Origin of the sequence: Lysobacter sp. Root983 (assembly GCF_001429345.1) — a bacterium.
In the GTDB taxonomy this organism is placed as follows: Bacteria; Pseudomonadota; Gammaproteobacteria; order Xanthomonadales; family Xanthomonadaceae; genus Lysobacter.
Genome location: NZ_LMJO01000001.1, coordinates 410,811 through 428,242, shown reverse-complemented (window position 1 = coordinate 428,242; position 17,432 = coordinate 410,811). Strand labels below are relative to the sequence as shown.

The window sequence follows — 17,432 nt, the reverse complement described above, 5'->3', positions numbered from 1 at the left end:
TTCGCCGAATCTCGAATCCCCAATCCCCAATCCCGCGCGCCGGCTTAGCCGGCGCGATAGTTCGGCGGTTCCTTGGTGATCTGGACGTCGTGCACGTGGCTTTCGCGGGCGCCGGCGTTGGTGATGCGCACGAAGCTGGGATTCTTGCGCATCTCCTCGATCGTCGCGCAGCCCACGTAGCCCATGGTGGCGCGCAGGCCGCCGGCGAGCTGGTGGACCACGCCGCCGAGCGAGCCGCGGTACGGCACGCGGCCTTCGATGCCTTCGGGTACCAGCTTGTCGGCGTCGGAAGCGTCCTGGAAATAACGGTCCTTGGAGCCCTGCTCCATCGCGCCCAGGCTGCCCATGCCGCGATAGCTCTTGTAGCTGCGGCCCTGGAACAGCTCGATCTCGCCCGGCGCTTCCTCGGTGCCGGCGAACAGGCCGCCGACCATCACCGTGGACGCGCCCGCGACCAGCGCCTTGCCGATGTCGCCGGAATAGCGGATGCCGCCGTCGGCGATCAGCGGGATGCGGTCCTGCAAGGCTTCGGCCACCATCGCCACCGCGGTGACCTGCGGGACGCCGACGCCGGCGACCACGCGCGTGGTGCAGATCGAGCCCGGACCCACGCCGACCTTGACCGCGTCGGCGCCATGATCCATCAGCGCCAGCGCGGCATCGCCGGTGACGATGTTGCCGCCGATCACCTGCAACTGCGGGAAGTTCTTCTTGACCCAGCGCACCCGCTCCAGCACGCCCTGCGAATGGCCGTGCGCGGTATCGACCACGATCACGTCCACGCCGGCCATGGCCAGCGCTTCCACGCGCGCTTCGGTGTCGCCGCCGACGCCGACCGCGGCGCCGACCAGCAAGCGCTCGGCGCTGTCCTTGGCAGCGTTGGGGTTGTCGGATTTCTTCTGGATGTCCTTGACCGTGATCAGCCCGCGCAGCTCGAAACCGTCGTTGACCACCAGGATCTTTTCGATGCGGTGCTTGTGCAGCAGTTGCAGCACTTCCTCGTCGCTGGCGCCTTCGTGCACGGTGACCAGGCGATCGCGCTTGGTCATGATGTGACGGACCGGATCGTCCAGCTTGGTCTCGAAACGCATGTCGCGGCTGGTGACGATGCCGACCAACTGGCCGCCGTCGACCACCGGCACGCCGGAGATGTTGCGCGCGCGGGTCAGCTTGAGCACTTCGCCGATGGTGGTCGCCGGCCCCACGGTGAAGGGTTCGCGGATCACGCCAGCCTCGAACTTCTTGACCTTGGCGACCTGCGCGGCCTGGGCTTCCAGGCTCATGTTCTTGTGCAGGATGCTGATGCCGCCCAGCTGGGCCAGCGCGATCGCGAGACGGGCCTCGCTGACGGTGTCCATGGCCGCCGACAAAATCGGCAGGCGTATCGACAAGTCGCGGGTCAGGCGCGTGGAGAGGTTTACGTCCTTAGGCAGGACATTCGAATGCGCGGGGACGAGAGACACATCGTCGTAAGTAAGCGCTTCAGCCTGGATGCGCAGCATGGGCGGTCCCGGGAGGATGAAGCGAGCCATTGTAACCCGAATCGCAGCCGCGGCGCTGGGGCGACGGGTGGAATTCGGCGTTCCGCGGGCGGATGCGCCACTAGGGCTGGGTGCGCCCCGGGCCTGGGCCACCAGATGGGGGTTCGGTGCCGGCCTAGGGGTAGGAGCGGCGTGAGCCGCGACCCGCGCAGTTGGCCGTAGCTTCGTGGTCGCGGCTTACGCCGCTCCTACCCCGAAACCGCGAAGCTTAGGTGTCGGAGGCCTCAGCCGCTTCCAGGGTGTTCTGCATCAGCGTGGCGACCGTCATCGGGCCGACGCCGCCGGGGACCGGGGTGATCCAACTGGCGCGCTGGGCGGCGGCCTCGAAGCCGATATCGCCGACCAGGCGGCCGTCGTCGAGGCGGTTGATGCCGACATCGATGACCACCGCGCCAGGCTTGACCCACTCGCCCGGAATCAGGCCCGGGCGGCCGGCGGCCACCACCAGGATGTCGGCGCCGCGCACCGAGGCTTCCAGCACTTCGGGCGGGGTGAATTTGTGGCAACTGGTGACGGTGCAGCCGGCGATCAGCAGCTCCAGCGCCATCGGCCGGCCGACGTGGTTGCTGACGCCGACGATGGTGGCGCTCTGCCCGCGCACCGGGCGGTCGGTATAGCCCAGCAGCGTGGTGATGCCGCGCGGGGTGCACGGGCGCAGGCCGAACTGGCGCAGCGCGAGGTGGCCGACGTTCTCGGGGTGGAAGCCGTCGACGTCCTTGCGCGGGTCGATGCGGTGGATCAGGGCGGTGCCGTCGCGGCGGTCCGGCAGCGGCAGCTGGACCAGGATGCCGTGAACCTCGGGATCGGCGTTGAGGCGGTCGACCAGGGCCAGCAGCTCGGCGTCGCTGGTGCTGGCCGGCAGGTCGTAGTCGATCGCGCGAATGCCGACCTTCTGCGCGGCGCGGCGCTTGTTCTTGACGTAGACGCTGGAGGCCGGGTCGTTGCCGACCAGGACCACGGCCAGGCCGGGGCGCGACAGGCCGGCCGCCACGCGCGCGTCGACCCGGGCCTTGAGATTGTCGAGCAAGTCCTCGGCGATGCGTTTGCCGTCGAGAATGCGGGCCGGGGTCGGAGCGGACGTCATGAGGCGGGATTGGCGTCGGGTTCTGGGCCGCGCATTATCCCCCATTCACGACGCACCAACCGAGCCGCCATGAACGAAATCGATCACGACACCCTTGCCATCGAGGCCGCCGCGTTCCGGCGCCTGCGCCAGCACCTGATGCAGGATCGCCCGGACGTGCAGAACATCGACCTGATGATCCTGGCCGGCTTCTGCCGCAACTGCCTGGCCGACTGGTACCGCGATGCCGCCGAGTCGCGCGGCATCGGCATGACCCGCGACGAAGCGCGCGAGGCGGTCTACGGCCAGCCCTTCGCGCAATGGAAGGCGCAGCACCAGGCCGAGGCCACCCCGGAGCAGTTGGCCGCGTTCGAGGCCGCGCAGCGCGCGCATCCGCGATGACCGGGCCCGCCTCCCGCATCAATCTGGCCAGCGACAACGTGGTCGGCGCCAGCGCCCAGGTGCTGGATGCGATCGTGCGCGCCAACGCCGACGCCGAACCCTCCTACGGCGCCGACCGCTACTGCGCCCAGGCCGAGGCCGCGCTGGCCGAACTGTTCGAGCGACCGCTGCAGGTCTGCCTGACCGCCACCGGCACCGCCGCCAACGCGCTGGCGCTGGCCGCGCTGTGTCCGCCCTGGGGCGGGGTGCTGTGCCACGCCGAAAGCCACATCCTCGAAGACGAGTGCGGCGCGCCCGAGTTCTACAGCGGCGGTGCCAAGCTGATCGGCATACCCGGTGTGGCCGGCAAGATCACCCCCGCCGGCCTGACCGACGCCCTCGCCCGCCTCAGCCCCGGCGTCGCACGCAGCGTGCAGCCGGCGGCGCTGTCGCTGTCGCAGGTCACCGAGGCCGGCACGCTGTACAGCCTGGACGAGCTGCAGGCGCTGACCGCGCTGGCGTGCCAGCACGGCCTGCGCTGCCACCTGGACGGCTCGCGCTACGCCAACGCGATGGTGGCGCTGGACTGCAGCGCCGCGGCGATGAGCTGGCAGGCCGGCTTCGACGCGATCACGTTCGGCGCGACCAAGAACGGCGCGCTGGCCTGCGAGGCGGTGCTAATGTTCGATCCGGCGCTGGCCGCGTCGCTGCCGTTCCAACGCAAGCGCGCCGGCCACACCCTGTCCAAGAGCCGCTTGCTCGGCGCGCAGATGGCCGCCTATCTCGAAGACGGACATTGGCGCGACAACGCCCTGCACGCCAACGCGATGGCGGCGCGCCTGGCCGCGGCGCTGGCTGCGCGGCCGGGTGTGCGCCTGCCCTGGCCGACCCAGGCCAACGAAGTGTTCGCGGTGGTGCCGGCGGCGCTGGAAGCGCGTTGGCGCGAGGCCGGCATCGTCTGCGCGGGCTGGTCCAGCCGCGGCCTGCCCGAGGGTTTCGCGATCGCCGCCGACCAGCGTTTTCTGCGCCTGGTCACCAGCTACGCGACCACGCCCGAGCAGATCGACGCGGTGATCGCCGCGGCCTAGACGCGGCCTTCGCTCGGGTGTTTTCACACTGCGTCGGTCGAACGCCCGTTGCCAGACGCGTTCGTCGTTGGTCATAGTCGAGACCGTTCGCAAGCAACCGTATCGGCCAGGGGGTGACGATGGCGCTCAAAGTCTCGCGGCATGCCTGGATGGCGATGTTGGGGTTGCCGGCGGTGGTCTACGCCGGCATCTGCGGCCTGATGTACGCCAAGCAGCGCGATCTGATCTATTACGGCCAGTACACGCGCGTCGATCCGGCCAGCACCGATTTCGTGCTGGAACGCGAGGGCGTGCAGTTGCGCGGCTGGGCGGTGAACCCGGACGCGCCGCGCCCCCTGCTCTACTTCGGCGGCAACGCCGAGCGCATCGAGGCGCGCCGCGACCAGCTCGCACGTTTGTTCCCCGATCGCAGCGTCTATCTGCTCGCCTACCGCGGCTTCGGCGCCAGCGACGGCCAGCCCAGCGAGGCGGCCTTGTTCGGCGACGCGCTGAGCTTCTACGACCGCGTGCGCGCCGCGCATCCGGGCCAGCCCATCGACGTGATCGGTTGCAGCCTGGGCAGCGGCGTGGCCAGCCACGTCGCCTCGCAGCGGCCGGTGGCGCGGCTGGCCCTGGTGACCCCGTTCGACAGCCTGGCCGCGGTCGCGCAGTCGCATTATCCGCTGCTGCCGGTGGGCTGGCTGGTGCGCGACCGTTTCGACTCGGCGCGCTGGCTGGCGGGCTATCGCGGACCGACCCTGGTGCTGCGCGCGGGCCTCGACCAAGTGATCCCGGCCGGCAACACCGACCGCCTGATCGCTGCGCTGGCGACACCGCCCAAAGTGGTCGCGCTGTCCTATGCCGACCACAGCAGCATCGGCGAGCAGCCGGCGTTCGAGCAGGCCTTGCGCGAGTTCTTCGCGGTGGCGGACGCGGCGCGCTAGTTCGCCGGCGCGGGCGCTTCCGGCAGCGGCGACGCAGCCGGTGCGATCGGGCAGCGCTGCATGCCGTCGGGAATAGGCAGCGGGCAGACCTCGCAGCAATTGCGCACCGGCGTCAGGGTCGGCGCCGGCGTGGTCGGCACCATGGTCTTGAGCTTGAGCAGCGCGGCCCAGTCCTGGCGATTGAAACTGCAGCCCTGCTCGTGACCGGGGCGGCAGTCCGCGGGCGCTCCGTCGCGGCGCGGCAAGGCCCACAGCTGGCCGCCGGCATTGAGGTTGAGCTCGCGCAGGGTCACGCTCTGCAGCACGTTGCCGCCGATCAGATAGAGCTTGCCGCCGTCGATGCTGGCGGCGATGTCGCAGTGCATGTTCAAGGCGCCCTGGTCGCGATCGAGGAAGGCCTTGAGACCCGCGTACCCGAACGGCGTGGACGAGGCGCGCACGAAGCACAGCAGATCGCCCGGCGCGGGCGCGGTGGTGTCGGGATCGGCGAAGGTGTACGGGCTGCTATCGGGATGCAGGTAGGCGTCGCGCACGTAGTCGATGTGGCTGGCCGAGGCGCGGAAGTTGGGCACGCCGGCGCGGTTCATCACGTAGGACACGAACACCGCCGACCAGGGGTTGTCGATCAGGAAGGCGCGGCAGGAGGCGTTGGCGACGCGCATCTGGTCGGGATCGGCGGCCGGCGAATACCCGCATTCGCTGGCGCCGGCGAAACCGCTCATCTGCCACAGCAGGCCGCTGCCCTTCCAGTAGTCGGCGACGCGGCGCCAGGCCGGGGTGCTGGCGTCGCGCAGGCGCGAGGTCTCGGCTTCGGCGACGGTGGTGCTGGCCAGGCGGCCGTCGCCGTCGATGAAGGCGCCGAACCACAGCGCGTTCTCTTGGCAGGCGATGGCGGCGATGCGGTTGGCGTAGCTGTCGGGCCCGGCGGTGGGAACGCAGACGCCGCTGGCGTGCGCGGGTATCAGGGCCATGGCCAGCCACAGCGCTATCGTCGCCCACCCTGCCCGCATGCTCCGCTCCATCGGCTATCCCCGATGGAGCGAACGTCGCACAGTCCGTGTGTCGGCCGTTTTCACATCGCCGCGCTCAATGCGCGGCGCAGAACGCGGCGTAGTCGATGTAACCCGGGAAGGCCAGGCCCGGCGCGCACACCGCGCAGCCCGGATCGGGACGCAGGCGGGTTTCGCGGAAGCGCATGCCCAGCGCGTCGAAATGCAGCAGGCGTCCGCGCAGCGGTTCGCCCAAGCCCAGGATCAGCTTGATCGCCTCGGTCGCCTGCAACAGGCCGATCACGCCTGGCAGCACGCCGAGCACGCCGGCCTCGGCGCAGTTGGGCGCGGCTTCCGGCGGCGGCGGCTCCGGGAACAGGCAGCGGTAGCACGGCGCCTGGCCGCGTTGGCGGCCGGCGTCGAACACGCTGGTCTGGCCTTCGAAGCGATGCACGGCGCCGTAGATCAGCGGCTTGCCCAACTTCACGCAGGCATCGTTGAGCAAGTAGCGCACCGGGAAATTGTCGGCGCCGTCGATGACCACATCGGCGTCGGCGATCAGGCGCTCGACGTTGCCCGAATCGATGCGCTCGGGGAACGCGATCACCTCGATGTGCGGATTCAAGGCGGTCAGCGCGATCCGCGCGGAATCGACCTTGGGGCTGCCGATGCGCGCTTCGGTGTGCAGGATCTGGCGCTGCAGGTTGCTGCGATCGACATGGTCGTCGTCGGCGAGCACCAGCGTGCCGATGCCCGCCGCGGCCAGGTAATACGCGGCCGGCGAACCCAGGCCGCCCGCGCCGACCATGGCCACGCGCGCGGCCTGCAGACGGCGCTGCCCGTCCTCGCCTACTTCCGGCAGACGCAGGTGGCGCGAATAGCGGTCGTAGAAATCGGCCTGCGCATCCGGCGGCGCCAGCGGCAGGCCCTCGGCTATCCAACGCGCGGTGCCGCCGTCGACCGAGGCGACGCGCGTGTAACCGGCCTCTAGCAGCGCCTGCGCGGCCAGCAGCGAACGCGCGCCGGACTGACAGATCAGCAGGACCTCGGCGTCGCGGTCGGCGACGCTGGCGGCGGGGTCGGTTTCCAGCTCGGTGCGGGCCACGCCCAGCGCGTGCTCGGCGCGGCCGGCGGCGCGTTCGTGGGCTTCGCGCACGTCGATCAGTACGGCGCCCGCGCGTTGCCGGCGCCGGGCTTCGGCCGGGGTGATGCGTTCGATGCTCATGCCGCGATTATCCGCCTTCGCGGTGGCGCTGTGCGGCGCGGGCGGCGACGCAGCGTTGCGCGCATCAATACGGCAGCACCTCGACCACCGCGCCGGCGGCCAGGCGTTGCGGGCCTTCGCCGATCACGATCAGGGCATTGGAATCGGCGGCCGCGCGCAGGCGGTGCGAGCCGGTGGCGGGATTGGGATCGGCGTACAGGCTGCCGTCCTCGCCCGCGGACAGGCGCGCGCGGATGAACTCGCGGCGCGGGTGGGTCTTGTCGACCGCATCGGCGAGGCGCGCGCGCCAGCGCGGGCGCGGCTCGCTGCGGCCTTGCAGGCCGTCGATCAGCGCGCGTCCGAAGGTCAGATAGGTCGCCATCACCGAGACCGGATTGCCCGGCAGGCCGAGGAAGCGGGCCTGGTCCAGGCTGCCGAACAGCAGCGGCATGCCCGGCTTCATGCGCACCTTCCAGAAATGGGTACGCCCGAACTGCGCCAGCACGGCCGGCACATGGTCCTTTTCGCCGGCCGAGACCGCGCCGCAGGTCAGGATCAGGTCGAAGGCGCAGGCGGCGTCGCGCAGCGCGATCTCGACCTGGCGCGGATCGTCGGGCAGGCGCGGCCAGGCGGTGGGCTCCAGGCCGTCGGCGCGCAGCAAGCCCATCAGCAGGTCGCGATTGCTGTCGTGGATCTGACCCGGTCCCAGCGGCAGTCCGGGTTCGACCAGTTCGTCGCCGGTGGTGAACACCGCCACGGTCGGGCGCCGCGCCACGCGCAGCGAGGGCAGCCCCAGCGAGGCAGCCAGCGACACCCGCGCCGGCGTCAGCGCCTGGCCCGCGTGCAGCACACGGTCGCCCACACGCACGTCTTCGCCGGCGTAGCGCACGTTGGCGCCAGGGACTGTGTCGGCCGGGATGCGCACGCGCTCGCCGTCGAGCCGCACGTTTTCCTTGATCGCGACCGTGTCGGCGCCCGCCGGCAACGCTGCGCCGGTGGTGATGCGCAGGCACTGGCCCGCGTCGAGCGCCAGCGCGAGCGCGGCGCCCGCGAACTGCACGCCGGCCAGACGCAGGCCGTCGCCCTGCCCGGCCAGATCGGCATGGCGGAAGGCGTAACCATCCATCGCGCTGTTGTCGAACGGCGGCAACGCCAGCGGCGCGTCCACGTCCTGAGCCAGCACGCGGCCGTGGCAGCGCGGCAGGGCCAGGCTTTCGGTGTCGAGGCGGTGCGCGGCCGCGACCTCGTCGACGATGGCCAGCGCTTCGTCGTAGCTCAGACCGGTCGGGAACTCATGCATGGCTTCGATCAATCGCGTGCGGGCGCGACGATCCCGGCCGCGGCCAGATCGTCGTGCGTGTTGAGGTTGCCGAAGCGTAGGCCATCGCAGCGCACGCGCGCCATGCCCAGATCGGTCTGCAGCCGCTGCACCGCGAGGCGGCCCTGCGCGCGCGCCTCGCGCAGCGTCGGGCGCAGGCTGTCCACGTGCCAGAGCGCGAACAAGGGTTGCAGGCCGTCGTCGTCGATCGCGCAGGCGCCGTGCGGGCCGGCGGTCGCGAGGCGCGCGAGCAGATCGTCGGGCGGGTTCAAGGCATCGACCGGCAGAGTGAACAACCAGGGCGTGGCGGTGGCCGCGGCCAGCGCTTCCAGGCCGCCCAGCGGGCCCAGGTCGGGATGCGGGTCGGGGACGGCGCGCAGGCCGTGGGCGGTATAGCGGTCGAGGTCGCGGTTGGCGCTGATCAGGGTCGCGCTGGTTTGGGCTGCGTAGCGCTGGGTGAGATGCAGTACCTGCGCGACGCCGTCGCGTTCGAGCCAGGCTTTGTCGAGGCCGCCTAGGCGGGTGGCGCGGCCGCCGGCTAGGAGGCCTAGGGTCAGGTCGGAGGGACCGATGAAGTTGGCGGGAGGATGCGCTCGCATGAGCTTGGTATCAACTCCGAAGACGAAGTAGCAGTACGCACCTGCAGCGCCCCGCTTTTTTGCTCGTCATTCCCGCGAAGGCGGGAATCCGGTGACTTCAGCCGGCATTCTCAAACGATTCGACAGTGACAAAGCACGGCATGGAACTACGACGTGCTAAGGAACTCGTTGCGAACATCGCTACATGACGCTAAAGCCACTGGATTCCCGCCTTCGCGGGAATGACGACGTTAGTGAGCGGGTATCTGCGCTGCTGCGAAGAGCCTCAGCGCGAACCGAGCGGACGCTAGCCAACAAGCTCATCGGTGCAAGCGCGCAACACCTGCGCGCCCGCTTCACTTCCCGCGCTTCACATGCCGGATCAAGCGCCGCTTCTTCGCCACCTGCTTCTCGGTCAGCACGTTCTTCTTGCCCTCGTAAGGGTTGGTGCCTTCCTTGAAGATGAAGCGCACCGGCGTGCCGACCAGTTTGAAGCGCTTGCGGAAGAAGTTTTCCAGGTAGCGCTTGTAGCTGTCGGCCAGGGTCCGCAGGCGCGTGCCGTGGACGACGAAGGTGGGCGGATTGCTGGCCGCCGGGTGGGCGTAGCGCAGCTTGGCGACGTGACCGCGCACCACCGGCGGCGGATTGGTCTCGTAGGCGATTTCCAGCGCCTTGGTGACCTCGGCGGTGGCGAACTCGCGGGTCGCCGAGTCGTGGGCGCGGTGCACCGCCTTGAACAGCTCGCGCAGGCCGGAGCCATGCTTGGCGCTGATGCGCACCGCTTCGGCCCAGTCTACGAAGGCGAGCTTGCGCACCAGCAGGTTTTCGGTCTGCTGGCGCTGATAGTCGGTCTGGCCGTCCCACTTGTTGACCGCCACCACCAGCGCGCGGCCGGCGTCCAGCGCGTAACCGAGCACGCTGGCGTCCTGGTCGGTCACGCCCTCGCCCGCGTCCAGCATCACCACCGCGACCTGGCACTGCTCGATCGCCTGCAGGGTCTTGATGATGGAGAACTTCTCCACCGCTTCCTCGACGCGCGACTTGCGGCGCAGGCCGGCGGTGTCGATCAGCCGGTACAGGCGGCCGTCGCGTTCCATGTCGATGGCGACCGAATCGCGGGTGGTGCCCGGCACTTCGGAGGCGATCATGCGTTCTTCGCCGAGCAGGCGATTGACCAGGGTCGACTTGCCCACGTTGGGGCGGCCGATGAAGGCCACGCGGATGCGCGAGGGGTCGCTGTCGAGCTCAGCCTGGGTGCCTTCTTCCGGCAGCTTGGCCAGCACTTCCTCGAGCAGGCGGTCGATGCCCTGGCGATGCGCCGAGGACACCGCGACGCGGTCGCTGAAGCCGTAACGGGCGAAATCGTTGAGCGCGGCCTGGACGTCGATGCCGTCGGTCTTGTTGACCACCAGCAAGGTCGGACGCGCGGCCTTGCGCAACCACTTGAGGATGTCGTCGTCCAGGGCCGAGGCGCCTTCGCGGCCATCGACGATGAACAGCACCAGGTCGGCCTCCTCGGCGGCGGCGCGGGCCTGGCGCGCGGTCGCGCCGGCCAGTCCTTCGTCCTCGCCGGCGATGCCGCCGGTGTCGACCACCGCGAACGGGCGCAGGCCCTCGGGGCGGCAGACGCCGTAGTGACGGTCGCGCGTGACGCCGGGCTGGTCGTGGACCAGCGCATCGCGGCTGCGCGTGAGCGCGTTGAACAAGGTGGATTTTCCGACGTTGGGGCGGCCAACGAGGGCAACTAACGGAAGCATGATTTAGAGCCGGGATTTGGGAATCGGGATTCGGGATTCGGAAAAGCACAAGCGCGGAGCCCAGGGGCTCGCGGCCGGATTTCCGAAGGGCATAGCGGTACATAGTGCCAGAGCGGCCGCCCCGGCGTTTTGCCGCGCTGGTAAAGGGCGCGCTTAAAGGCCACAAACGAACGGCCCGGAGCGGCATACGCCGACCGGGCCCTACCTGACGGTGGGTCGAGCCGGACGACGCAAACCGCGCCGCTTCGGGACCCGCTCTTGCGAATCCCTACTCCCGAATCCCGAATCCCGGCTTTACTGCAGCTTGAACGCGGTCAGCTCGCCTTCGACGTTCTGCACCACCAGCACGCCGTCGGAGACCACCGGCGCGGCGCGCAGGGCCTTGCCGCCGACGCGCTGACGCGCGGCGAACTCGCCGTTGTCGAGCTTCAGCCAATGCACGTAGCCGTCGAAGTCGCCGACCACGGCGTAATCGCCCTGGATCGCGGCGCCGGTGACGTTGCGGCGGGCCAGGCCGGCCTGCTGCCACATCGCGCTGCCGCCGGCCTTGTCCAGGCCGAACACGGTGCCGGTGGGATCGGTGACGACCAGACGGTCGGCGCTGACGCCGATGCGGCCGGCGCCGCCGTGCTCGCTGTTCCACATCGGGCGGCCGCTGGGGCCGTCGATCGCCAGGGTCTGCTTCTTGAAGCTGCTCGCGTACAGCGTGCTGCCTTCCAGCACCGGGGTGCCGTCGATGTCGGCCATGCGGTCCAGCTCGGTGCGGCCTTCCGGCTGCGACACGGCCTGTTCCCACATCGGGCGGCCGTCGGTGGCCGACAGCGCGACCACGGTGCCGTCGTCGTTGCCGACGAAGACGAAGCCCGGGCCCAGCACCGGCGCGTCGTTGCCGCGCAGCGACAGCATCGGCACGTCGCGGGTCCAGAACCAGCGGCGCTCGCCGCTGGCGGCGTCGAACGCGCTCAGGCGGCCGTCGTTGGAACGCACGAACACCAGGCCCATGCCGACGGCGGGCGCGGCGATGACTTCGTTGCCGACCTTGGCGCGCCACTTCTCGGCGCCGCTGGCGGCGTCCAGTGCGATCACGTCGCCTTCCAGGCTGCCGACCACGACCAGGCCTTCGCCCACGCCGGGGCCGCCGGAGAGGCGGATGTCCTTGTCCTTCTTCTTGGCGTCCTCGCCCTGACGCATCGGCAGGTAGTCCCAGATCGACTTGCCGGTCTGCAGGTCGAAGGCGTGCACGCCGCCCTCGATCGCGGCGGCGTAGACGCGGCCGTCGGCGATGGCCGGGCCCTGGCGCACGCCCATGCGGTCCTCGCCCTTGCCGGCATGCGTCGACCACAGCTTGGCGACGTTGGCGGTCGGGGTGATGTCGGTCAGTTCGACCGGCTCGTTGGGCTTGCCGTCGTCCTTCTTGCTACCGCCGAACCAGCCCTTGACGGTGGAGCAGCCGGCCAGCGCGAAAGCGCACATCAGGACGGCGGAAACGCGGACTACGGTGCGGCTGGGGGGCATGGCTGCAACCTTCATCAAGACTTGGCCTCGGGCTTGACCGGGGAACCGCCGGCTTCGGTGAGCTTGAGTTCGAGCAGGCGGCGCTGCGGCGAGGCCACGTCCAGCTTGGTCATCGCCTGCGTATACGCTTCCTGCGCCTTGGCGCGCTGGCCCAGGGCCAGTTGCGCGTCGCCGCGCACCGCGATGGCGGTGGGCGTGGTCGCGTTGGCCAGCAGCTTGAGCGCGGCGTCGGCCTGCTTGGCGTCGATCAACAGACGCGCCAGGCGCAGATTGACGATCTCGGCGATGGCCGGCTCGTCGCTCTGGATCGAGCGCAGGGTCGCGATCGCGGCGTCGCGCTGGTTGGCGACCACCTGCGACTGCGCCAGGCGCAGCGCGGCGAGCGTGTGATAGGTGTTCTGGCCCAGCGCCTTGACCTTGGCTTCGGCGCCCTTGTCCTTGGCCTCGATCGCGTCGAGCGCGGCCTGATACTGGTTGGCGATTTGCGCCTGCTGCTGGACCTGATGGTTCTCCCACCACTTCCAGCCGCCGATCGCGGCCAAGCCCAGGGCGATGCCGCCGATCAGTCCGGCGCCGTTGCGGCGCAGCCACTCCAATACGCGTTCGCTTTGTTCGTGTTCGTCAGCCAGATCGTCGATCGCCATCGTTCATCTCGCTCCGCCGACCGGCTGGAGCCCAAAGGAATATGACCGGCCCGCAGTGCGGGCCAGTGAGGGACATGCCGGATTACCGGGGCATGCGCAGACCCGCGTCGCGGGTCAGTCGGAGACCGGCGCGAGGGAACCGTCAGAGGATAGCGTAAAGCGCGCGACGTTCGCGCGGCTGAACGGCGCCAGATCGACGGGTTGGCCCGCCTGCTGCACTTCGACCGCGGACGAGTTGCCCAGCACCACGCGCGCGACTTCGCCGGCGGCGTAGCTGCGGCGTTCGCCGGCGCCGAGCAGGCCCTGTTCCAGGGTGCTGCCGTCGGTCGCGTAGACCTGTACCCAGCTGTCGCCGGTGAAGTTCAGCGACAAGGCGGTCTGCGCTTGCGCCGCCGGCGCGGCCGGCAGCGGTGCCATCGAGGCGATCAGCGGGGTGCGCTGGGCCGCGGCGGCGGGTTCGGTGGAGGGCGTGGCGCCGGCGCCCAGCGCGCTGGCCGGCACGTCCAGCGACTGCACGGCCAGGTTGCTGTCCAGGTGCGGACGCGTGGCCAGCCAGACCGGCACCGCGATCGCGGCGGTCAGCACGATGTAGATCGCGCGGCGGGTGGCCTGTTCGAACACGCGGCGGTAGCGCGGCGTGTGGGTGTGGCTGACCAGCTGCGACGGCGCCAGTTGGGCGACGGCGACACGGTCGAGTTCGGGTTCCAGATCGACCCCGAGCAGGCGCGCATAGCTGCGCAGTTGGCCGCGCACGAACACCGGCGCGCCGATGCGCGACAGGTCGTCCTCTTCCAGCGCCTGCACCACGCGGGTCGGCATCTTGAGGCGCGCGGACACGTCCGCGTGCGACAGACCGGCCCGTTCGCGGGCGAGTTTCAGGCGCGCGCCACAGCTACCCCCGCCGTCAGGCGCGACTTCGTTAGAAAGCATCATCGCTTACCGTCATCCCCTGTCCCGGAGCCCTGCGCGTCAGGGAACTCCGCCCGTAGACGCTGAACGTATCTTGCGGCGGCAGCCGTGTCGCCGAGTTTTTGTTCGATTTGTGACGCAAGCACCAGCGCGTCCGGATCCGCCGGGGCGGCAGCCAGCCTGCGTTCAGAAAAAGCCCGGGCCTCGAAGGCATTGCCCTGCTGCAGCTCGATCCGCGCCAGGCCGCCCAGGGCCAGCGCGTTGTTGGCGTCCAGCGCCAGCGCGGTGCGCAGGTCGCGCTCGGCGCGCTGGGTCTGGCCGGCGGTGGCGGCGCAGCTGCCGGCATTGGCCAGCGCCGCGGTCGGGGTGGCGTAGGCGCTGTCGGCCAGGGCGCGGTCGAACCAGCTCAGCGATTCGGCGGCGTGGCCGCTGGCGCACAGCCAGGCGCCGTAGTTGTTGAGGAAAGCGCCGCGCTCGGGTGCGAGATCGACCGCCTTTTTGTAGTGCTGCCCTGCCCCGGCCATGTCGCCACGGCGTTCGGCGACCGCGCCCAGGATGGTGATGGCGTCGACCGAGCGCGGGTCGGCCTTGAGCGCGGTGCGGGCGTCGCGCTCGGCGCCGTCGAGGTCGCCGTTGCGCAGCGCGGCCTGGGCCAGTTGGACCCGGGTGCGCGCCGAGGAAGCGTCCTTGGTGCGCTTGTCGTCGCGCACCGCGTAGTCGGGCCCGGTGTGCTCGTACTTGGCCTTATCGAAGTTCGGCCGCACGAAGGTCAAGCGCTTGCAGCCGGACAGCGAGATCGCGGCGAGCGCGATCAGCGCCGCCAACAGCGGCCACTTGACCCACAGCGGACGTCCTTCAAGCCGCATCGCCCAGCCCTTGAGATTCGAGTTTCTTGCGGAATTCGGCCTGGCGCCGGGTCCGGTCCATGACCTGGCCCTTGAGCTGGCCGCAGGCCGCGTCGATGTCGTCGCCGCGGGTGCGGCGCACCGGCGCGATCATGCCGGCGTCGTTGAGCAGCTTCTGGAAGCTGCGGATCGCGGCATCGTCCGGGCGCTCGTAGCGCGTGCCCGGGAACGGATTGAATGGGATCAGGTTGACCTTGGCGGCGTCCTTCATCTGCACCGCGTTGTCGAACTGACGCAGCAGACGCAGCAGCTGCCGCGCATGCTGGGGCTGATCGTTGACGCCCTTCATCAGGGTGTACTCGAAGGTCACCGAGGTGCCGCGCTTGCGCAGCGCGTAACGCACGCAGGCTTCCATCAACTGCGCGATCGGGTACTTCTTGTTGAGCGGGACCAGTTCGCTGCGCAACTCGTCGTTGGCCGCGTGCAGCGACACCGCCAGCGAGACGTCGCTGACTTCGCCGAGCTTGTCGATCATCGGCACCATGCCGGCGGTGGACAGGGTCACGCGCTTGTTGGCCAGGCCGTAGCCCAGGTCGTCGCGCATGATGCTCATGGCGCGCACGACGTTGTCGAAATTCGCCAGCGGCTCGCCCATGCCCATCATCACCACGTTGGTGAGCTTGCGCTGCTGATGCGGGACGTTGCCCAGATGGCGCGCCGCCACCCAGACCTGGCCGATGATCTCGGCGGTCGACAGGTTGCGGTTGAAGCCCTGGGTGGCGGTGGAGCAGAACTGGCAGTTCAGGGCGCAGCCGACCTGCGAGGACACGCACAGGGTGCCGCGGCCCTTGTCGGGAATGAACACGGTTTCAATCGCGTTCTTCGGATCCATGCCCAGCAGCCACTTGTGGGTGCCGTCGGTCGAGGCCTTGTCGAACACGACTTGCGGCACGCGCACCTGCGCATGCTGCTCGAGCTTGGCGCGCAGCGCCTTGCCCAGGTCGGTCATGTCGTTGAAGTCGGTGACGTAGCGGTGGTGGATCCACTTCATCACCTGGTGCGCGCGGAAGCGCTTCTCGCCCAGGGTCTGCTCGAAGAAATCTTCCAGCGACACGCGGTCGAGATCGAACAGATTGGTCTTGCTCGGATCGACGGCGACGTAGCCGGGCGTGGCCGGCTGCGCCGCCGCGATCGCGACGTCGTTGGCGAGGGCTTGCGCGCTCACGGGCGTTGCCGCCGCCGGCGCGTCGCCGGCATGCGGAAGATCGTTCGTGTTGGCGCGCAGCTCGGTCACGGCGATTTAGCGCGCGTAGACGTCGGTGGCCGGGAAGAAGTACGCGATTTCGATCGCGGCGTTCTCCAGGCTGTCCGAGCCGTGCACGGCATTGGCATCGATGCTGTCGGCGAAGTCGGCGCGGATCGTGCCCGGCGCGGCGTCCTTCGGATTGGTCGCGCCCATCAGGTCGCGGTGCTTGAGCACGGCGTTCTCGCCCTGCAGCGCCTGGATCACCACCGGGCCGCTGATCATGAATTCGACCAGGGCGGCGAAGAACGGACGCTCGCGGTGCACGGCGTAGAAACCTTCGGCTTCCTGCTTGGAGAGGTGCTTCATCTTGGAGGCGACGACCTTCAGGCCCGCCTTCTCGAAGCGCGTGTAGATCTCACCGATGACGTTCTTGGCGACGGCGTCGGGCTTGATGATGGACAGGGTGCGCTCCAGCGCCATGGAAATTCTCCGGGTAGGCGGGCCGCTGCTGCTTCCTTGCGAGGGCCCGAGAATAACAGAAAACCCGCGACAGGACGCGGGTTTAGCCAATATGGCTACGGTAATTCTACCGGATCGGTCAGGCGATTTGCACGGTTGTGCTGAAAATCCGTTGACGATCCGGCCGGGGCGGGACTAGGATCAAACAAGCGTTTGATTCAGCCCAGCCCCGGAGCCCCATGGCCGCCACCGCGCATTTCTCCACCAAGGACCGCATTCTCGGCGCCGCCGAGGAACTGTTCGCCCAGTTCGGCTTCACCGGCACTTCGTTGCGCCAGGTGACCAGCCGCGCCGACGTCAACATCGCGGCGGTCAACTACCACTTCGGCAGCAAGGAAAACCTGGTCAACGAGGTGTTCCGCCGACGCATGGACGACATGAGCCGGCAGCGCCTGAGCGCCCTGCAGGAGGCCGTGCAGCAGCATCCGGGCGAGCTGGATCCGATCCTGGCCGCGTTCGTGGAACCGGCCCTGGCCCTGGCCCAGGACCGCCACGGCGGCGCCGCCTTCGTGCGCGTGGTCGCCCGCGCCTATGCCGAGAAGAACGACAGCCTGCGCAAGTTCCTGTCCGACCATTACGGCCACGTGCTGCGCGAGTTCGCCAAGGCGATCGCGGCCGCGGTGCCGGGCCTGAGCAAGGAAGAGCTGTACTGGCGCCTGGACTTCCTGGCCGGCGCCCTGACCTATGCCATGGCCGATTTCGGCCTGATCAAGCGTCCCGCCGGTGTCACCGAGGCGGCGCATCGTGAACGCGCGGGCCGCGAACTGATCCGCTTCGCCGCCGCCGGCTTCAAGAGCTGAGCCGCGCCCAGCCGCTTTTTCCTGTCGCGTCCGGGCGACCCCACCGGGGCCCTCGCCTCCGTTTCCGTCCGGACGCTGCAACATAAATGCAATCAATCCAAGGAGTTGCAGA

General features: G+C 69.5%; 17 protein-coding genes. 4 read left to right on the top strand and 13 right to left on the bottom strand.

Annotated elements, in window-relative coordinates; translation table 11 throughout:
• Positions 1–44 precede the first annotated feature (44 nt).
• Complete coding sequence (gene guaB, locus ASE43_RS01975; RefSeq protein ID WP_056174670.1) at positions 45–1,502, bottom strand: IMP dehydrogenase; 1,458 nt, start codon at positions 1,500–1,502, stop codon at positions 45–47.
• Between the two features lie 247 nt (positions 1,503–1,749).
• Positions 1,750–2,625, bottom strand: coding sequence for a bifunctional methylenetetrahydrofolate dehydrogenase/methenyltetrahydrofolate cyclohydrolase FolD (gene folD / locus ASE43_RS01970; RefSeq protein WP_056174668.1), 876 nt, complete (start codon positions 2,623–2,625; stop codon positions 1,750–1,752).
• 69 nt (positions 2,626–2,694) lie between these two features.
• Between folD and ASE43_RS01965 the strand changes: the two genes are divergently transcribed.
• From ASE43_RS01965 to ASE43_RS01955, 3 genes are all read left to right on the top strand, one after another.
• On the top strand, positions 2,695–3,006 hold the full coding sequence (locus ASE43_RS01965; protein ID WP_057159275.1) for a DUF1244 domain-containing protein: 312 nt from the start codon (positions 2,695–2,697) through the stop codon (positions 3,004–3,006).
• Positions 3,003–4,073 (top strand): beta-eliminating lyase-related protein, encoded by a 1,071-nt coding sequence (locus ASE43_RS01960; protein ID WP_200956197.1) that lies wholly within the window; start codon positions 3,003–3,005, stop codon positions 4,071–4,073. The genes ASE43_RS01965 and ASE43_RS01960 overlap by 4 nt, the downstream gene beginning before the upstream one ends.
• A gap of 119 nt (positions 4,074–4,192) precedes the next feature.
• Positions 4,193–4,996, top strand: coding sequence for an alpha/beta fold hydrolase (locus tag ASE43_RS01955; RefSeq protein ID WP_056174665.1), 804 nt, complete (start codon positions 4,193–4,195; stop codon positions 4,994–4,996).
• On the opposite strand, the gene ASE43_RS01950 is transcribed toward ASE43_RS01955, so the two are convergent.
• The 11 genes from ASE43_RS01950 to ndk all read right to left on the bottom strand — a co-directional run bounded on the left by ASE43_RS01950 (position 4,993) and on the right by ndk (position 16,481).
• Positions 4,993–6,006, bottom strand: coding sequence for a DUF2272 domain-containing protein (locus ASE43_RS01950; RefSeq protein WP_157499610.1), 1,014 nt, complete (start codon positions 6,004–6,006; stop codon positions 4,993–4,995). The genes ASE43_RS01955 and ASE43_RS01950 overlap by 4 nt on opposite strands.
• A gap of 76 nt (positions 6,007–6,082) precedes the next feature.
• Entirely contained in the window at positions 6,083–7,210 is a 1,128-nt protein-coding gene (gene moeB, locus ASE43_RS01945) for a molybdopterin-synthase adenylyltransferase MoeB (RefSeq protein WP_057159273.1), read from the bottom strand.
• A 64-nt stretch (positions 7,211–7,274) separates the two neighbouring features.
• Complete coding sequence (gene glp / locus ASE43_RS01940) at positions 7,275–8,489, bottom strand: gephyrin-like molybdotransferase Glp (RefSeq protein ID WP_057159838.1); 1,215 nt, start codon at positions 8,487–8,489, stop codon at positions 7,275–7,277.
• An 8-nt stretch (positions 8,490–8,497) separates the two neighbouring features.
• A complete protein-coding gene (locus ASE43_RS01935) occupies positions 8,498–9,106 on the bottom strand; it encodes an NTP transferase domain-containing protein (protein WP_057159272.1) in 609 nt (202 codons plus the stop codon).
• A 335-nt stretch (positions 9,107–9,441) separates the two neighbouring features.
• Complete coding sequence (gene der / locus ASE43_RS01930; RefSeq protein WP_056174656.1) at positions 9,442–10,842, bottom strand: ribosome biogenesis GTPase Der; 1,401 nt, start codon at positions 10,840–10,842, stop codon at positions 9,442–9,444.
• Positions 10,843–11,136: 294 nt separating this feature from the next.
• Positions 11,137–12,357: an outer membrane protein assembly factor BamB gene (gene bamB, locus ASE43_RS01925; RefSeq protein ID WP_056176591.1), complete on the bottom strand. Its 1,221-nt coding sequence runs from the start codon at positions 12,355–12,357 to the stop codon at positions 11,137–11,139.
• A gap of 14 nt (positions 12,358–12,371) precedes the next feature.
• Entirely contained in the window at positions 12,372–13,001 is a 630-nt protein-coding gene (locus tag ASE43_RS01920) for a tetratricopeptide repeat protein (RefSeq protein WP_056174655.1), read from the bottom strand.
• A gap of 114 nt (positions 13,002–13,115) precedes the next feature.
• Complete coding sequence (locus tag ASE43_RS01915; protein ID WP_157499677.1) at positions 13,116–13,931, bottom strand: helix-turn-helix domain-containing protein; 816 nt, start codon at positions 13,929–13,931, stop codon at positions 13,116–13,118.
• The gene (gene pilW, locus ASE43_RS01910; RefSeq protein ID WP_057159270.1) at positions 13,931–14,776 is read right to left on the bottom strand and encodes a type IV pilus biogenesis/stability protein PilW; all 846 of its coding nucleotides are present in this window, start codon (positions 14,774–14,776) and stop codon (positions 13,931–13,933) included. Before pilW ends, ASE43_RS01915 begins: the two co-directional genes overlap by 1 nt.
• Entirely contained in the window at positions 14,766–15,947 is a 1,182-nt protein-coding gene (gene rlmN, locus ASE43_RS01905; RefSeq protein WP_057159837.1) for a 23S rRNA (adenine(2503)-C(2))-methyltransferase RlmN, read from the bottom strand. Before rlmN ends, pilW begins: the two co-directional genes overlap by 11 nt.
• Positions 15,948–16,055: 108 nt before the next feature.
• A complete protein-coding gene (ndk, locus tag ASE43_RS01900; protein WP_055906769.1) occupies positions 16,056–16,481 on the bottom strand; it encodes a nucleoside-diphosphate kinase in 426 nt (141 codons plus the stop codon).
• A 218-nt stretch (positions 16,482–16,699) separates the two neighbouring features.
• Here ndk and ASE43_RS01895 point away from each other — a divergent pair, with 218 nt between their 5' ends.
• Positions 16,700–17,320 (top strand): TetR family transcriptional regulator, encoded by a 621-nt coding sequence (locus ASE43_RS01895; protein WP_056174648.1) that lies wholly within the window; start codon positions 16,700–16,702, stop codon positions 17,318–17,320.
• Positions 17,321–17,432: the final 112 nt, after the last annotated feature.

Excerpts from the sequence above, each read along its gene's own strand:
- guaB (WP_056174670.1), bottom strand. The coding sequence starts at position 1,502 with ATGCTGCGCATCCAGGCTGAAGCGCTTACTTACGACGATGTGTCTCTC.
- folD (WP_056174668.1), bottom strand. The coding sequence starts at position 2,625 with ATGACGTCCGCTCCGACCCCGGCCCGCATTCTCGACGGCAAACGCATC.
- ASE43_RS01965 (WP_057159275.1), top strand. The coding sequence starts at position 2,695 with ATGAACGAAATCGATCACGACACCCTTGCCATCGAGGCCGCCGCGTTC.
- ASE43_RS01960 (WP_200956197.1), top strand. The coding sequence starts at position 3,003 with ATGACCGGGCCCGCCTCCCGCATCAATCTGGCCAGCGACAACGTGGTC.
- ASE43_RS01955 (WP_056174665.1), top strand. The coding sequence starts at position 4,193 with ATGGCGCTCAAAGTCTCGCGGCATGCCTGGATGGCGATGTTGGGGTTG.
- ASE43_RS01950 (WP_157499610.1), bottom strand. The coding sequence starts at position 6,006 with ATGCGGGCAGGGTGGGCGACGATAGCGCTGTGGCTGGCCATGGCCCTG.
- moeB (WP_057159273.1), bottom strand. The coding sequence starts at position 7,210 with ATGAGCATCGAACGCATCACCCCGGCCGAAGCCCGGCGCCGGCAACGC.
- glp (WP_057159838.1), bottom strand. The coding sequence starts at position 8,489 with ATGCATGAGTTCCCGACCGGTCTGAGCTACGACGAAGCGCTGGCCATC.
- ASE43_RS01935 (WP_057159272.1), bottom strand. The coding sequence starts at position 9,106 with ATGCGAGCGCATCCTCCCGCCAACTTCATCGGTCCCTCCGACCTGACC.
- der (WP_056174656.1), bottom strand. The coding sequence starts at position 10,842 with ATGCTTCCGTTAGTTGCCCTCGTTGGCCGCCCCAACGTCGGAAAATCC.
- bamB (WP_056176591.1), bottom strand. The coding sequence starts at position 12,357 with ATGCCCCCCAGCCGCACCGTAGTCCGCGTTTCCGCCGTCCTGATGTGC.
- ASE43_RS01920 (WP_056174655.1), bottom strand. The coding sequence starts at position 13,001 with ATGGCGATCGACGATCTGGCTGACGAACACGAACAAAGCGAACGCGTA.
- ASE43_RS01915 (WP_157499677.1), bottom strand. The coding sequence starts at position 13,931 with ATGCTTTCTAACGAAGTCGCGCCTGACGGCGGGGGTAGCTGTGGCGCG.
- pilW (WP_057159270.1), bottom strand. The coding sequence starts at position 14,776 with ATGCGGCTTGAAGGACGTCCGCTGTGGGTCAAGTGGCCGCTGTTGGCG.
- ndk (WP_055906769.1), bottom strand. The coding sequence starts at position 16,481 with ATGGCGCTGGAGCGCACCCTGTCCATCATCAAGCCCGACGCCGTCGCC.
- ASE43_RS01895 (WP_056174648.1), top strand. The coding sequence starts at position 16,700 with ATGGCCGCCACCGCGCATTTCTCCACCAAGGACCGCATTCTCGGCGCC.